The sequence below is a fragment of the Agrobacterium sp. CFBP 3001 genome, from assembly GCF_027871605.1.
Lineage (GTDB): Bacteria > Pseudomonadota > Alphaproteobacteria > Rhizobiales > Rhizobiaceae > Agrobacterium > Agrobacterium leguminum.
Window position 1 is genome coordinate 142,954 of record NZ_JAQAHD010000006.1, and the last position, 14,494, is coordinate 157,447.

Here is a 14,494-nt window from a genome sequence, read left to right on the forward strand (position 1 = left end):
GGGACGATTTGCGTATTTTGCTGGTCGAGGACAATCAGGTGCTGTCGGAGGGGCTGTCGGCGCTGTTGCGCGGCAGCGGTTATGCCGTGGATGTGGTGTCCGATGGCGCTTCCGCCGATGCGGCGATTGCGGCGGAAAGTTTCGACCTCGTCATTCTCGATCTCAACCTGCCGGAAATGGACGGTATCGAGGTGCTGCGCTCCATGCGTTCGCGCCAGGACAAGGCGGCGGTGCTGATCCTGACGGCGCGCGGCACGCCGGAAGAAAAGGTCAAGGGGCTCGATCTCGGCGCTGACGACTACATGATCAAGCCTTTCGATATCACCGAATTCGAGGCGAGGGTGCGGGTGCTGCTGCGCCGCAATGCCGGGCTGCGCTCCTCGGCGCTGAGTTTCGGCAAGGTGCTGTTCGATCTCAATTCCCGCACCTTTTCGGCGGATGGACGTCCGCTCGATATTCCGGCGCGCGAGGTGGCGCTGCTCGAAGTGCTGTTCATGCGGGCCGGCAAGGTCGTCGCCAAGGAGGCCATCGTGCAGTCGCTGACCGGCTTCGATGACGATATTTCCGCCAATGCCATCGAGCAATATGTCAGCCGCCTGCGCAAGCGACTCGCGCCGCACGGGTTGACGGTAAAGACGGCGCGCGGCATCGGTTATTATCTCGAAAAGCTGCCGGAGATGGCTGAATGAGACAGGCCGCCTATTCGCTCAGGCGGCGACTTTTAGGCTGGCTTCTCATTTCCACCGCCATCATCGGCTGCGTTGCGCTGACCGATACCTGGCGTGAGGCGGTCAATACCGCCAATGTCGTCTCCGACCGGGTACTATCAGGTTCCGCGCTTGCCATTGCCGAGCGGGTGGTGGTGGCCGAGGACGGCTCGCTGGAAGTCGATATTCCCTATGTGGCGCTGGAAATGCTGACATCGGCCGCACAGGACCGGGTGTTTTACCGTGTCGACGGGCCGAACGGGCAATTCCTGACCGGCTACCAGAACCTGCCGACGGTGGAGAACCCGGCGGGCGATATCCCTGCCTATCGCGATGCCGTGTTCCGCGACGAGCCGATCCGCATCGCTGCGATCCGCCGTTTCGCTTCCACCGGCATCAATTCCGTGCCTTTTTCCGTAACGGTCGCCGAAACCACCATTGCCCGCAGCCAGCTGGCGCAGGCGATCATCCTGCGCTCTGCGCTGCGGCTGCTGTTGATGATCGTCGGGGCGGCGATAATCGTCTGGATCGCGGTGACGATTTCGCTCAGACCGCTTTACCGGCTCAGCGAAGCCATTGCCGAGCGCAGCCCGAACGACCTGCACCCCATCCATCAATCCGTGCCGGTGGAGGTGGAAAATCTGGTGGAAACGGTCAATTCCTTCATGTTGCGGCTGCAATCGGCGCTCGACGCGCTCCGGCATTTCACCGGCAATGCCAGCCACCAGCTGCGCACACCGCTTGCCATCATCAGCACCCAGCTTGCGCTTTCCGCCCGCGCCGCGAGCCTTGAGGAAGCGCAGGCGGCGGCGCTGAAGGGCGGGGCGTCCGTGGCCCATGCCGAACATATCCTCGCCCAGCTGCTGCGCATGGCCAATATCGATGCCGCCGGCTCCAGCGAAAAACATGATTTTTCCGCGATCGATCTCGTGGCCGTTGCGCAGAATGTGACGGCCGATTTCGTGCCGCGTGCGGCCGAAGCCGGCATCGATCTCGGTTTCGAAGGCGAGGGGGAGGTCGCCATTGCCGCCGAGCCGCTCCTGATCGGCGAACTGATCGGCAATCTCGTTTCCAATGCCATCAACTATGCCGGTCGTGGCGCGGAAGTCACCGTCCGCGTCGGCAAGGAGACGGACGCCGTCTGGCTGGAAGTGGAGGATAACGGCCCCGGCATCCCCCCGGAAAAACGCGCCATGGTGCGCCAGCGCTTTGCCCGCGGCGAAGCCAATGCCGCCCCCGGCGCCGGCTTGGGCCTCGCCATCATCGAAGAGATCGCCGGGCTGTTCGGCGGGCGGCTGACACTGGAGGATGGCGCGGAGGGGCGGGGCTTGAGGGCGCGGGTGATGTTTGGTGGCGTGGAAAAGGCGCCGTAGCCCGCCGGGTTTATCAGGCGGCTGTGTCTGCAGGCGATTTCGCCACCAGCGAGAGCCTGTAGCCCAGCGCGTCGGCGACCTTGGCAATCGTCGCCAGTTCCGGATTTCCGTCGCCGCTCAGGGCCTTGTACAAGGTCTGGCGGGGAAGGCCAGTTTGCCTCGAAAGGTCAGTCATACCCTTGGCCCGCGCCACGACGCCCAGCGCATGGGCAAGCTCCTGTGCGTCGCCGCTTTCTGTGGCGTCGGCGATGTAAGCGGCAAGCGCTTCGTCACTATCAAGGTAGCGGGCAGCATCGTAATCGCGTGTCACAAGTGGCATGGTCTCACTCCTTGAGCGCTCTGGCCAGTTTCTTGGCTCTGGCGATGTCGCGGGACTGCGATGCCTTGTCGCCGCCACACAGCAATATGATGACGACATCGCCGTGCCGGACAAAATAGACCCGATATCCGGGTCCAAGGTTGATCCTGAGTTCGCTGACGCCTTCGCCAACCGGTTTCACGTCTCCGGGATTGCCGTCCGCCAGCCGGTAAATGCGCCGTGCTATGCGGGCGCGCGCCTGCACATCGCGCAGACCCGCCAGCCAGTCGGCAAACTCGCTTGTTTCCCGGATCGTGAGCATGGCGCAATGTAAACTGTGGTTGTCATTTCGTCAATGCGAAGGGTTCACCCCATCCGCTCGGAAGCATAACTTCCAGGGCTTGGCGGGAAGACGACGGTGCGGTTGCCGTTGATGAAGGTGCGGTGGTGGATATGGGCGTGGATGGCGCGGGCCAGCACCTGGCTTTCGACATCGCGGCCAAGCGAGACATAATCGTCGGCGCTCTGTGCGTGGGTGATGCGCACCGTGTCCTGCTCGATGATCGGGCCTTCGTCGAGATCGGCGGTGACGTAATGGGCCGTGGCACCGATCAGCTTCACACCGCGCTCATAGGCCTGCTTGTAGGGGTTGGCGCCCTTGAAGGAGGGCAGGAAGGAATGGTGGATGTTGATGATTTTGCCAGACATCTTCCGGCACATGTCGTCGGACAGAACCTGCATGTAGCGCGCCAGCACGACGAGTTCCGTGCCGCTAGTCTCGATCAGGTCCATCAGCTGAGCTTCGGCTTTGGGTTTATTCTCCTTCGTCACCTTGATGTGGTGGAAGGGAATGTCGTGGTTGACGACAACCTTCTGGTAATCGAAATGGTTGGAGACGACGCCGACGATGTCGATCGGCAATGCGCCGATCTTCCAGCGATAGAGCAGGTCGTTGAGGCAATGGCCGAAACGGGAGACCATCAACAGCGTCTTCATGCGCTGGCCGTCCGGATAGATATCCGCCTCCATGCCGAATTTTTCCGCCACCGGCTTGAAGCCGTCGGTGATGGCCTCAAGGGTGGCGCCTTCTTCGGAGATGAAGGAGACGCGCATGAAGAACTTGCCGGTCTCGAGGTCGTCGAACTGCGAACTGTCGACGATGTTGCAGCCTTTTTCCGCCAGATAACCGGAAATCGCAGCCACAATGCCACGGGTCGATTTGCAGGCTACGGTCAGAACATAGGATGTCATTCGTTTTCCCTCAAAGACGTCGCGCCGGCATCAACCGGCGCAGTTTGGCGCGTTCCATAGCGCAGCTCCGCGGCGGAGCAAAGCGTCAAGACGAACGCAGCCAAAGTCATAGGGCGGGAAAAGGCAGCGCGCCGTGCCGGAAGCGACATGGAATGTTCCATGGCCAGCACGTTGGGCCAGGACGGCGACGCAGGGTGTTGCGGCAGGTTGCCGGCCTCAGGCGCGGCGCAGGCGCATCGCCGTGCGGCCGCGGCCGTCGAGCAGTTCGAGCGTGCCCCGGCGCGGCTCCAGCCTGAAGGAGCGGGCGCCTTCCAGCGCTTCGATAAACTGCCGTTCCTGGCGCATGATGTCAGGCGCGCAGGCCATCTGGGTGGAAATCATCCGGCCGAAATCGATACGGTTACGGCTGATCTTCACCTCGCCACCGATGCCGTTGCAACCGGCATTGCCCGAAACGCGGCCCTCGCGGGTAATTTCCAGCGTCGCCTGACGGCGGCCGCGAACCCGCTCGCCACGGATGTCCTGCACCAGCCAGCGCCCGTCGATACCGGCTTCCGGCTCCGGCCGACCCGGGCCCGCGCCGACGCGCTCCAGCACGAGGTCGGTATCGTCGCGACCGCCGGTCAGCACCGAATAACGGCGGGTGGTGGTGAAGAGCAGCCGGTCGCGGTCGCGGATTTCGGCGCTCAGCGCATAGGAGCGGCGGCCACGGATGTCTCGGTCATCATAACGCAGCACGAAGGGTACGGGCACCTGGCCACGGGGGCGAATGGTGGTTTCGGCAATCGTCTGCGAGGGCGCATCCGCAAGCGAAACGTCGATCAGACGCACCGTAACGGTCGCGCCCGGCGGCAGGGCGATGCGTTCACGATAGGAAACGCTGCCGCGCAGGCTTGCAGGTGCGGCAGCCGCGCCGCCCGCTGCAAAAAGCGGCGCAAGCGCAACAAGCCCGGCGAAACTGCGGCGAGAAAGAAGAGGTTGGCGGTCGGTCATGGTGCTTGCTCCGTGCTGGTGCCGTTCGAATTTCAGCGGATGATAAAAAACGGCACTGAACGGGCGATGAACCGGTGGTTGTTTTTTCACGCGTCATCCGGAGAGGTCCCGGGCGAATGATGACGCGTGCGATTATGGAAGCAGTGGGGAGGCAGCTGGCAGCCTCCCCACGGGTCTCAGCCGCGGAAACCGTCCCGCAGCGCTTCGAACTTCGCCAACTGCCCGGCCAGCAGTTCCTTGTTCTCGTCGCGGCGGACGAAAATCTTGAACATGGCGTTGCCGGCGGCGTTCATGAACCAGACGGAACAGGAGCGGCGGCCGTGGAAGCCGCGATCGACGAAGGTGATGCCGGCGCAATTGTCCTTCTTGATGTGACCGCCGATGGGGCTGTCGCCGTGGATGTTGAACCAGCCGTGGCTTTCGCTGCCTTCCGGCAGGTGGCCCGGCACTTCGAACACGATATCGCCGGTCTGCACGATCATCAGGACTTCGCCCCAGCCGCGCATCTCGTTCCAGATGGCGTCGAAGCGGTCGGCGGCAGCGGAAACGGCGGCACCTTCCGGCAGGATCGCCAGAATTTCGGCCGGCGTCACCTCGGCCTTGGCGGCGATGGCCTCCACGATGCCATCGGGCTTTTCGGCGAGCGCAGCGGCGGCGCGGGCCTGCCTGTCGTCGTCGGTCTTTTGGGCTGCAATGCTCATCGGGCGGCCTCAGGCGGCAATCGAACGGCGTTCGCCATTCTTGTCTTCATGGATGATGACGTCGAAGCCTTCGAAATGCGGGCCGGAGAGATATTCCACCTTGCCGCGGTTTTCGCCGGCCTTGGCGTGGGCGGCGCGGAACTGTTCGGATTTCGTCCAGGCGAGGAAATCGTCCTTGGTGGCCCAGACGGTGTGCGAGGCATAAAGCGTGTGGTCATCTGCCTTCGGGCCTTTCAGCATGTGAAATTCGATGTAGCCCGGCAATTCGCTCAGATGCGATTTGCGCTCGCGCCAGATGGATTCGAAGGTTTCTTCATAACCCGGCACGACACGAAAACGGTTCATTGCGATAAACATGAAATTCTCCCTTTAAGTTTCCAGTTTGAGTCAGGATATCCAGCCGCGGGGAGGTTGGAAAGGGGTTCACGACAAAGCGAACAAATTTACTCCACTTATCGATTGCGCCGCCCATAAACATGTGTAAAGAACTCAAGATTAATTGGCGCAGGGAAAGCCGCGCCGGGTCGTGTTTCAGGATAGCGCCATGTTGAATTCCCGCCTTCGTTCCTTTGTTTTCGCCTCTCTCGTGCCCGCCGCAATCGCCTTTGCCGCACCTGCCGCCATGGCTTCGGACAAGGGCAATCCGGAAGCGAAACGCATTGTCGCGGTGGGCGGCACGGTCACCGAAATCCTTTATGCGCTGGGCGCAGGAGACCGCGTCGTTGCGCGTGACAGCACCAGCAGCTATCCGGCAGATGCATTTGCCAAGCCGGATATCGGTTACATGCGGGCGCTTTCGTCGGAAGGCATCCTGTCGCAGAAGCCCGATCTCATCCTCTCTGAGGACGGGTCCGGCCCGGCCGATGTCATCGCCATCCTGAAGGCGAGTGCGGTGCCTTTCGTCACCGTCGATACGCCGCCGAGCGGCGACGCCATCCCCAAAAAGATCGAGGATGTCGGCGCGGCGGTCGGTCTTTCTGACAAGGCGAAGGCGCTGGCTGCCGAGACCAAGGCCGGGCTCGATGCGCTCGCCAGGGATGTTTCGGCCGTGCCGGAAAAGGGCAGAAAGCGGGTTCTCTTCGTGCTTTCCACCGCCGGCGGCCGCATCATGGCGGCGGGCAAGGATACAGAAGCCGCCGCGATCATCGAAATGGCAGGCGGCATCAATGCGGCTCAGGAGATCAATGGTTACAAGCCGCTGACGGATGAGGCGGTCATTGCCGCGGCACCCGATTTGGTGCTGACCATGGCGCGCGGCGACCATGCCGCCAAGGCGGAAGAGATCTTCGCGCTGCCGGCCTTCCAGTCCACGCCTGCTGCCGCCAGCAAGGCGCTCATCAGCATGGATGGGCTTTATCTCATCGGTTTTGGTCCGCGCACGCCTGCTGCGGGCCGCGAGCTGGCAGCCAAGCTCTATCCTGAGGTGGTGAAGCCGTGAGCCTTGCCGCCTTGAGTTCCGCTGAAGGCAGGGTTGCGGGCGACAGATCCCGCCAGGGGGTCGTCACCCTCGCCGTGCTCGTCGGCATCCTGCTGTTTGCCTGTGGCGTGTCGCTGGTCAGCGGACCCACGGGCGTCGGCATGTCCGAACTCTGGGCCTATTTCACCGGCGGCGCGGATCAGCTCGATGCGCGCGACAGGGTCATTCTTGAGGCGGTTCGCCTGCCGCGCACGGCGCTCGGCATGTTGATCGGCGCGGGGCTTGCCGTTTCGGGGGCGATGATGCAGGGCCTGTTTCGCAATCCGCTGGCCGATCCCGGCATTGTCGGCGTCACCTCGGGTGCAGCGCTCTTCGCGGTCGCGGCCATTTCTCTCGGGGAAGGCGCGCTTGCCACCGTCGCCGTGTTTTTCGGCCCGCATTTTCTGCCGCTGATGGCGTTTTTCGGCGGGTTGCTGAACACCTGGGTACTTTACCTGATCGCGACGAAGGATGGCGCCACCTCCACCACCACGCTCATTCTGGCCGGCATCGCGGTGGCGGCGATCAGCGGTGCTTTGACGGGGCTGATGATTTTCATGGCCGATGACCGGGCGCTGCGCGATATTACCTTCTGGTCGCTCGGTTCGCTCGGTGGGGCCACGCCCGCCAAGGTGCTCGCGACCCTCCCTTTCATCATCGTCGTTCTCGCCATCATTCCCTTCGTTGCCCGCGGGCTCGATGCGCTGATCCTCGGGGATGCCGCCGCCTTTCACATGGGCATTCCGGTGCAGCGGCTGAAGCGGATCGTCATTCTGGCCGTTGCCGCCGCCTGCGGGGCGAGCGTGGCGGCGGCCGGTTCCATCGGTTTTGTCGGCATCGTCGTGCCGCATCTTCTACGGCTCGCCATCGGCCCGTCGCACCGCTTCCTGCTGCCGGCCTCGGCACTTGGCGGGGCGGCACTTCTGCTTCTGGCCGATAGTTTCGCCCGCACCGTCGCGTCACCGGCGGAACTGCCCATCGGCGTCGTCACGGCGCTCATCGGTGCGCCGGTCTTCCTGTTCCTGCTATTGGGACGCGGCGGTTTTTCCATGCGGAACATGCCATGATCCGGGCCGAAAACCTCACCCTCATCCGCTCCGGCCGCCGGCTTCTCGATGCGGTCAGCGTCGATCTGAAGCCCGGCAAGGTCAATGTCATCATCGGCCCCAACGGTGCGGGCAAATCCACGCTGATGAAGGTTCTCTCGGGCGAGATGCGCGCCGAGGGCGGTTCGGTGACCTATAACAACGTTGACCTGCCGGCCTTCACGCCGGTCCAGCTCGCCCGTCTCAGGGCCGTGTTGCCGCAGAGCACCCAGCTTGCTTTCCCTTTCACCGCGCTCGAAATCGTGCGGATGGGGGCTGTTGCACAAGGCTCCCGCGCGCCGGAAGAGCAGGCCCGCCGCGCACTCGCCAAGGCCGGGCTGCGCGGTTTCGAGCAGCGGTCCTACAACATGCTCTCCGGCGGAGAACAGCAGCGGGTGCAGTTTGCCCGGGCGCTGGCGCAGGTGCCGAACCCGATGGAAAATGGCGAGGCGCGGGCGCTCTTCCTCGACGAGCCCACCGCAAGTCTCGATATCGGCCACCAGATTGCCGTGCTGGAAACGGCGCGCGACTTTGCAAGCGGCGGCGGGCTGGTGCTCGCCATCCTGCACGACCTCAACCTTGCGGCCGAATTTGCCGATCAACTTATCGTCATGCATGGCGGCCGGGTGACGGCGAGCGGCCCCTCGCTGGAAACGATCAGCGACGAGACGATTGCAAGGGTCTATGGCATTGGCGGTGTCGTCGGCCGGCTGCCGGCGCGGCATATTCCTTACGTGCTGCCGCAGTCGCGCCACCGTTAAGGGCCTGTCCTTCGCCTCAGCTTTCCGGCCGGGTGGCGATGAAAAGCGCGGAGCCGAGCATGACGGCGGCGACGATGGCGGCCCGCAGCGGCGGCGGCTCGCTCAGAAACCAGAAAGCAGCGTAACTGACGGACATGGCGGAAAGTGCTGCGACCTTGGCATTGCGGGCGATTGCGCCGCGTTCGCGCCATCGCCGCAGCGAAGGGCCGAATCTAGGGTGGGCCAGCAGCCATGCCTCGAGTTTTGGCGAGGAGCGGGAAAAACACCAGAGCGCCAGAAGCAGGAACGGCGTGGTGGGCAAAACGGGAAGAAACGCGCCGACAATGCCGGTCGCGACCATAAGCCAGCCAAGACAGAGGTATAAAAGGCGCATGCCTAGCCGGTATCATGAGTTCAACACTCAGGATAGAGCGGCAGAGCCAAAACCATGCGGTCTCGTTGCCGCAGGTCCCAACCGCACCGGAAAAACTAACGGGTTTTTGCCATCACATTTGCCGTGATCGGGCCGTTACGTCCTGTCGCAGAGCGCCTTTAGGGTTGAAAGCGAAGCACACTGTCTTTATCCCCTTGGCCGCGATGCCCGGAGCATAACCGGGCCGTCAACAGGAAGAAGAAGGAAAACACCATGGCCAAGCTGATCCACTCGATGGTCCGGGTGCTGGACGAAAAGCGTTCGGTGGAATTTTACAAACAGGCTTTCGGGCTTGAGGTTACGGAACGCGCCGAGTTCGAAAACTTCACGCTGATCTATCTCAGCAATGCCGAGGGTGATTTCGAGCTGGAACTGACCGTCAACCGGGGTCGCGAAGTGCCCTATGCGCTGGGTGATGGTTATGGTCACCTTGCGGTCAGCGTGGTCGATGTGGATGGCGAGCACCAGCGCTTCACCGAGATCGGCCTTTCCCCCGGAAAAATCATCGAAGCCGATTATAAGGGCCAGCCTTTCGCGAAATACTTTTTCATCTGCGATCCGGACGGTTACAAGATCGAAGTGCTGCAACGCGGTAACCGGTTCAAATAAGCGCGATTATGGGAGAGGCGGGCATGGCAGAGGCAGGCGTCAAACTCGAGGAGAGCTGGAAACGCGTTCTTTCCGGTGAATTCGCCAGCCCCTATATGCTGAAGCTGAAGGAGTTCCTGCTTGCCGAAAAGACCGCCGGCAAGCGCATCTTCCCCAGGGGTGCGGAATATTTCCGGGCGCTGGATCTCACGCCTCTCGATGAGGTCAAGGTCGTCATTTTAGGCCAGGACCCCTATCATGGGCTCGGCCAGGCGCATGGGCTGTGCTTTTCCGTCCAGCCCGGCGTGCGCATTCCGCCTTCACTCGTCAATATCTACAAGGAATTGCAGAGCGATCTCGGCATTCGCCCGGTGGGTCACGGCTTTCTGGAAAGCTGGGCGAAACAGGGTGTGCTTCTGCTCAACAGCGTGCTGACGGTGGAGGAATCCCGCGCCGCCTCGCATCAGGGGCAGGGCTGGGAAAAATTCACCGACGCCGTGATCCGCGCCGTCAACGACGAATGCGACCATGTCGTCTTCCTGCTCTGGGGTTCCTATGCACAGAAGAAGGCGGCCTTCGTGGATCAGCGCAAGCACCTCGTGCTGCGCTCGCCGCATCCATCCCCGCTTTCGGCCCATAACGGCTTTTTCGGCAATGGCCATTTTTCCAAGGCAAACGCCTTTCTTGCCTCCCATGGCCGCCAGCCGATCGACTGGCAATTGCCGGAAACGGTGGGAAGCGACAAAAACCTTCTCTAGACACTCATAAAATACCTTTACGCTTTGCGGTTGTCGGGATTAAAGATAACCGGACTGCAAAGTGAAGGATTATGCCCGTGTCTCTCCTGTCTGCCGAAACCTCCGTCTCGCTGCCCGATCCACTGTCGATTGTCGATGCTTTCGAGGATCATTTTTCCGAGCATATGGAGATGGAACGCGAAGGCGCGACAGTGCGGTTCAAGACGGAATATGGCCATGGCAGCTTCAGCGCCGAGGGCGGGCGTTTCGCGGCAAGGGTGAGCTGCATTTCCGAACATATATTGATGTCGGTGAAGGCGATGGTGGCCGAGCATATCGTCGAATTCTCCGGCGAGACGGGGCTGGATTTCCGCTGGAGCGGCCATGGCGCGCAACAGCGTGAGCTGCCCAATCTCTTCGTCGGCAAGGTCGCCCGCGCCTATAATCTGACGCCGCATATGCGCCGGCTGGTGGTTTCCGTCGAAAGCGGCATCGAAAGGCTGCTGACCGGCGGCATGCATGTGCGCCTGCTTCTGGTGCCGGATCAGGCCCGCGCGCCGGTCTGGCCTTATCTTGCGCCCACCGGCGCCATCGTCTGGCCGGCGGGCGACGATCTTCTCACACGGCGTGTCTACACCATCCGTTCCGGCGATATCGCGCGCGGTGAAGTCGATATCGATTTCGTCATGCATGAGGGCGACCACATGCCGGGCGCAACCTTCGGCGCGACGGCGAAGCCCGGCGATGTTCTCGGCATCATCGGCCCGAGCGGTGTTTGCCCGGAAGCCGAGCGTTATGTCTTTGCCGGCGACGAGACGGCGCTGCCGGTGATGCTGCGCATGGCGGCCGAAATGCCGGCCGGCAAAAAACTCAGCGTCTATGCGGAGATCGACGATGAAGCCGAGCGGCAGGAGATCGTCTGTGCGGCAAATGTCGAGTGGACATGGCTTTATCGCCGCGGCAAGCCCGCCGGCACCGCGGGCCTTATCGAAAAGGCGCTGCGCGACCATGGCTGGAGCGCGGATCATGACGGTCTGCATGTCTTTGTCGCCTGCGAAAAATCCGAGGCGAGGGCGGCAAAATCCTTCCTCACCGACGAGATTGCTTTCCCGAAAGCATCGCTGCGCGCTGTCGGCTACTGGACCCTGGGCGTCGCCGACGATCATTGAGCTGCCTTATCGGGCCCGTTGAACAGTCGGTTTTATCGTTCATCATTCGGGAACAATCCGTTCCCGTTGTCCACTCTATGCCTGAGAGCGCTGTTACCCCATCTTTACGCCATGAACAGGGCAGGCCCCAACCGTGAGGCCCGCCAGGCAAAAGGGGTTTATCATGCTCAACCAGATCAAGGGCCTGCACCACGTTACGTCCATGGCGGCGAGCGCGCGCCAGAACAACATTTTTTTCACCGATACGCTTGGCCTGCGCCGGGTGAAGAAGACGGTCAATTTCGACGCGCCTGACGTCTATCATCTCTATTATGGCGATGAAGTCGGCACGCCCGGCTCCGTCATGACTTACTTTCCGTTCCCGCATATCGCCCGCGGCCGTCCCGGCACCGGTGAGGTGGGCACGACGCTGTTTTCCGTTCCGGAAGGATCGCTCGGCTACTGGCAGGACCGTCTTTCCAAGGCCGGGGTGGATGGCCTGAAGGCCGATGAAGCCTTCGGCAACAAGCGCCTGCATTTTGCAGGTCCCGATGGCGACGGTTTTGCGCTGGTCGAGGTCAGGGATGACAACCGCGCGCAATGGATCGGCAATGGCGTCGGTGCGGATCAGGCGATCCATGGTTTTCAGGGCGCCTCGCTGCGTCTTCGCGATGAAGGTGCGACGGCCGAGCTTTTGAAATTCATGGGCTATCAGGAAGTGGGCCGTCAGGATGGCGTTCTGCGCCTCGGTATTCCCGGCGGCAACGGTGCCGACTTCATCGACATCGAAACCATGCCGAATATTTCTGGCGCGCGGCTGGGTGCGGGGTCCGTGCACCACATCGCCTTTGCGGTCGAAAACCGTGAAAAGCAGCTGGAGGTGCGCAAGGCGCTGATGGATACCGGCTATCAGGTGACACCGGTGATCGACCGCGATTATTTCTGGGCGATCTATTTCCGCACGCCGGGCGGCGTGCTGTTCGAAGTGGCCACCAACGAGCCCGGTTTCGACCGCGACGAGGACACCGCCCATCTCGGCGAGGCGCTGAAGCTGCCGACCCAGCACGCGCATCTGCGCTCCGCGCTTGAAGAGCATCTGGAGCCGCTGGGGGACGAGAAGGCGGCTTAACCGCTCGATAGCGCTTGGCAGGACATTGCGACCTGCTTCTTCTCCCCGGCGGAGAGAAGGTGGCCCGAAGGGTCGGATGAGGGGGTAACGTTGCCGGATTTCGGAGAGCTTGCCCCCTCATCCCGCTGCCGGGGACTTCTCCCCGGCGGGGAGAAGACACAAGCCGCGTCCGTTCGCTTCATATGATTGCTCCGCTTGGCCGAAGAGGCCTTGCGGAAGCCATTGAACCTCTTCCTTTCAGAAAGGATCCTCCCATGACCAGGGACAGCTATTTCCACAAATCCCGCGCCGGCGCTGCCGGTGCACCGCTTTTCGTTTTGCTGCACGGCACCGGCGGCGATGAAAACCAGTTCTTCGATTTCGGCTCGCGCCTGCTGCCTGAGGCGACTATTCTCTCACCCGTCGGCGATGTCTCCGAACATGGCGCGGCGCGGTTTTTCCGGCGCACGGGAGAGGGCGTCTACGACATGGCCGACCTTCAACGGGCGACCGTCAAGATGGCGGACTTCATCAGGGCGAACCGGGAGCATTATCAGGCCGGTCCGGTCATCGGCCTCGGTTTTTCCAACGGTGCGAATATTCTCGCCAATGTGCTCATCGAAGAACCCGGGCTTTTCGATGCGGCGGTGCTGATGCATCCGCTCATCCCGTTCGAACCAAAAATCTTGCCCGCCAAGGCTTCGCGCCAGGTGTTGATCACGGCCGGCGAGCGCGATCCGATCTGCCCCGTGCCGCTGACGAAGGCGCTGGAACAGAGCCTCAAGGCACAGGGCGGCACGGTGGAAACCGTGTGGCACCCGGGCGGACATGAAATCCGCTCCGGCGAGATCGATGCGGTCAGGGGTTTTCTGGCGGCTTATAACGCTTAGCTGAATGTCTGCGCCATGCCGGCTGTTAAGCCGGCATTCGCCTGTGCTGCCGCCTCAGCGATATCCGCATTGCTGCAGCTGCGCCTCGTAACGCAGCGCCATGTTGGCGGAGCGGCGGGCGGCCTTCTGGACGGCGGAATTGTTGCGCCAGCTGCCCTTCGCATAACCGGCATGGCCGGAATAATAGGCGAGGTAGAGATTATAGGGGTCGTTCAGCGAAATGCCGTTTTCGCGCCGGCTCTTGGCATGATACCAGCCGACGAAGTGGATGGCATCGGTGAAATCGGTGCGGCTTGCCGACCAGCGGCCGGTTTCACGCTGGTAAACGCTCCATGTGCCGTCCAGCGCCTGTGCGTAGCCATACGCGCTCGACTGGCGTGTCCAGGGAATGAAACCGAGAAGCTTGGTGCGCGGCGGCCGCGCATAGGGGCGGAAGGCGGATTCGGTGTAGATCGTCGCCATCATGACAGGCACGGGCACGCCGAATTCGCGCTCGGCCGCTTTCGCATCGCGCCGCCAGTTGTTGAAGATGCCGTTCCGCTGCTCGAAAATCGCACAGGCATTGGTCACCTGCGACGGTGCGGTGGCGCAGCCGGCCAGAACGAGCATCAGAAAAACAACGGCAAATACGCCACGCATAACGGAACCCTTTCGTTCCGTTATTCTTAAATTGCTAACCATTAACGTCGGGTTTTAAGACAAGGTTAATTCAAATGCCGCCGATCGGGCGGGCGTTAACCCGCTGAAAATTCCTGTGGCCGGGATGGGGCGAGGCCGCTTCCCGGGCGCCTTTTTTCAAGAAGCGTTCATCCCCGCGCGTCCACGGTCCCGCCGGCCCGGCTATACTTGGCCCATCCCGGTCATCAGGCGTGCGCGCGGCGCAAGGTGGACGGGCCAGGCGGCCAAAACCGGGGAGTTTCCCGATGTCACGGTTGAGGCGGCCGGCATATGTCCATCCTCCAAACAGGAACCGGTTTGGCGGGCGG

The 14,494-nt window shown here is 62.2% G+C and carries 18 protein-coding genes; 10 read left to right on the forward strand and 8 right to left on the reverse strand.

Annotation, left to right across the window (positions count from 1 at the left end):
- Window positions 1-8 precede the first annotated feature (8 nt).
- Window positions 9-689: a response regulator gene (locus PH605_RS10555; RefSeq protein WP_003491888.1), complete on the forward strand. Its 681-nt coding sequence runs from the start codon at window positions 9-11 to the stop codon at window positions 687-689.
- Window positions 686-2,080 carry a sensor histidine kinase gene (locus PH605_RS10560; RefSeq protein WP_142844947.1) on the forward strand — a complete coding sequence of 465 codons (1,395 nt, stop codon included), beginning with the start codon at window positions 686-688 and terminating at the stop codon, window positions 2,078-2,080. The genes PH605_RS10555 and PH605_RS10560 overlap by 4 nt, the downstream gene beginning before the upstream one ends.
- Window positions 2,081-2,093: 13 nt before the next feature.
- On the opposite strand, the gene PH605_RS10565 is transcribed toward PH605_RS10560, so the two are convergent.
- The 6 genes from PH605_RS10565 to PH605_RS10590 all read right to left on the reverse strand — a co-directional run bounded on the left by PH605_RS10565 (window position 2,094) and on the right by PH605_RS10590 (window position 5,680).
- Window positions 2,094-2,399 (reverse strand): addiction module antidote protein, encoded by a 306-nt coding sequence (locus tag PH605_RS10565; RefSeq protein WP_065655553.1) that lies wholly within the window; start codon window positions 2,397-2,399, stop codon window positions 2,094-2,096.
- A 4-nt stretch (window positions 2,400-2,403) separates the two neighbouring features.
- Window positions 2,404-2,700, reverse strand: a complete 297-nt coding sequence (locus PH605_RS10570; RefSeq protein WP_142844946.1) for a type II toxin-antitoxin system RelE/ParE family toxin — start codon at window positions 2,698-2,700, stop codon at window positions 2,404-2,406.
- Between the two features lie 44 nt (window positions 2,701-2,744).
- Window positions 2,745-3,629, reverse strand: coding sequence for a formyltetrahydrofolate deformylase (gene purU, locus PH605_RS10575; protein ID WP_065655552.1), 885 nt, complete (start codon window positions 3,627-3,629; stop codon window positions 2,745-2,747).
- A 216-nt stretch (window positions 3,630-3,845) separates the two neighbouring features.
- Entirely contained in the window at window positions 3,846-4,622 is a 777-nt protein-coding gene (locus PH605_RS10580; RefSeq protein ID WP_078051920.1) for a YbaY family lipoprotein, read from the reverse strand.
- A gap of 176 nt (window positions 4,623-4,798) precedes the next feature.
- Window positions 4,799-5,323, reverse strand: a complete 525-nt coding sequence (gene hutX / locus PH605_RS10585) for a heme utilization cystosolic carrier protein HutX (RefSeq protein WP_080856731.1) — start codon at window positions 5,321-5,323, stop codon at window positions 4,799-4,801.
- A 9-nt stretch (window positions 5,324-5,332) separates the two neighbouring features.
- Window positions 5,333-5,680 (reverse strand): antibiotic biosynthesis monooxygenase family protein, encoded by a 348-nt coding sequence (locus tag PH605_RS10590; protein ID WP_003522597.1) that lies wholly within the window; start codon window positions 5,678-5,680, stop codon window positions 5,333-5,335.
- Window positions 5,681-5,867: 187 nt separating this feature from the next.
- Here PH605_RS10590 and PH605_RS10595 point away from each other — a divergent pair, with 187 nt between their 5' ends.
- From PH605_RS10595 to PH605_RS10605, 3 genes are read left to right on the forward strand one after another with little or no spacing between them, the layout of a single operon-like run.
- A complete protein-coding gene (locus tag PH605_RS10595; RefSeq protein WP_142844945.1) occupies window positions 5,868-6,761 on the forward strand; it encodes a heme/hemin ABC transporter substrate-binding protein in 894 nt (297 codons plus the stop codon).
- Window positions 6,758-7,846 (forward strand): FecCD family ABC transporter permease, encoded by a 1,089-nt coding sequence (locus PH605_RS10600; protein WP_142844944.1) that lies wholly within the window; start codon window positions 6,758-6,760, stop codon window positions 7,844-7,846. Before PH605_RS10595 ends, PH605_RS10600 begins: the two co-directional genes overlap by 4 nt.
- The gene (locus PH605_RS10605) at window positions 7,843-8,625 is read left to right on the forward strand and encodes a heme ABC transporter ATP-binding protein (protein WP_142844943.1); all 783 of its coding nucleotides are present in this window, start codon (window positions 7,843-7,845) and stop codon (window positions 8,623-8,625) included. The genes PH605_RS10600 and PH605_RS10605 overlap by 4 nt, the downstream gene beginning before the upstream one ends.
- A gap of 16 nt (window positions 8,626-8,641) precedes the next feature.
- Here the strand turns inward: PH605_RS10605 and PH605_RS10610 are convergent, their stop codons facing one another.
- Window positions 8,642-8,998 (reverse strand): YbaN family protein, encoded by a 357-nt coding sequence (locus tag PH605_RS10610; protein ID WP_059754575.1) that lies wholly within the window; start codon window positions 8,996-8,998, stop codon window positions 8,642-8,644.
- Between the two features lie 252 nt (window positions 8,999-9,250).
- Between PH605_RS10610 and PH605_RS10615 the strand changes: the two genes are divergently transcribed.
- The 5 genes from PH605_RS10615 (at window position 9,251) to PH605_RS10635 (ending at window position 13,508) form a co-directional block, all read left to right on the forward strand.
- Entirely contained in the window at window positions 9,251-9,646 is a 396-nt protein-coding gene (locus PH605_RS10615; protein WP_142844942.1) for a VOC family protein, read from the forward strand.
- A 23-nt stretch (window positions 9,647-9,669) separates the two neighbouring features.
- The gene (gene ung / locus PH605_RS10620; RefSeq protein WP_142844941.1) at window positions 9,670-10,383 is read left to right on the forward strand and encodes a uracil-DNA glycosylase; all 714 of its coding nucleotides are present in this window, start codon (window positions 9,670-9,672) and stop codon (window positions 10,381-10,383) included.
- Between the two features lie 71 nt (window positions 10,384-10,454).
- Complete coding sequence (locus PH605_RS10625) at window positions 10,455-11,531, forward strand: siderophore-interacting protein (RefSeq protein WP_142844940.1); 1,077 nt, start codon at window positions 10,455-10,457, stop codon at window positions 11,529-11,531.
- A 163-nt stretch (window positions 11,532-11,694) separates the two neighbouring features.
- Complete coding sequence (locus tag PH605_RS10630; RefSeq protein ID WP_142844939.1) at window positions 11,695-12,639, forward strand: VOC family protein; 945 nt, start codon at window positions 11,695-11,697, stop codon at window positions 12,637-12,639.
- Window positions 12,640-12,893: 254 nt separating this feature from the next.
- Window positions 12,894-13,508, forward strand: a complete 615-nt coding sequence (locus tag PH605_RS10635; RefSeq protein WP_142844938.1) for an alpha/beta hydrolase — start codon at window positions 12,894-12,896, stop codon at window positions 13,506-13,508.
- Between the two features lie 54 nt (window positions 13,509-13,562).
- Here PH605_RS10635 and PH605_RS10640 read toward each other — a convergent pair whose 3' ends face one another.
- Complete coding sequence (locus PH605_RS10640) at window positions 13,563-14,147, reverse strand: transglycosylase SLT domain-containing protein (RefSeq protein WP_003522586.1); 585 nt, start codon at window positions 14,145-14,147, stop codon at window positions 13,563-13,565.
- Window positions 14,148-14,494: the final 347 nt, after the last annotated feature.